The organism is Streptomyces cupreus (assembly GCF_014257025.1).
GTDB lineage: Bacteria > Actinomycetota > Actinomycetes > Streptomycetales > Streptomycetaceae > Streptomyces > Streptomyces cupreus.
This window is the reverse complement of record NZ_JACMSF010000204.1, coordinates 1-287: the sequence shown is the minus strand read 5'-3', so window position 1 is coordinate 287 and position 287 is coordinate 1. Positions and strand designations below refer to the sequence as shown.

General features: G+C 67.2%; 1 protein-coding gene. It reads left to right on the top strand.

Annotated elements, in window-relative coordinates; translation table 11 throughout:
- On the top strand, positions 1–287 hold a 287-nt coding region (locus H4N64_RS44315; RefSeq protein ID WP_186288280.1), incomplete at both ends, for a transposase.

Here is a 287-nt window from a genome sequence, read left to right as displayed (position 1 = left end):
ATGGCACGTCCTTCCCAGTACCCGCTTGTGCTGCGCCGTCGTGCGGTGCGGATGGTCGCCGAGGTGCGGCCGGAGTACGACACCGAGTGGGCCGCGATGAAAGCGGTCGCCGCGAAGCTGGGCATCGGCACGACCGAGACACTGCGCAAGTGGGTCCGTCAGGACGAGATCGACGCCGGGACCCGGCCGGGGACGACTACGGAGGAGTCGGCCGAGCTGAAGCGGCTGAAGAAGGAGAACGCCGAGCTGAAGCGGGCGAACGAGATCCTGAAGGCTGCGGCAAGTTT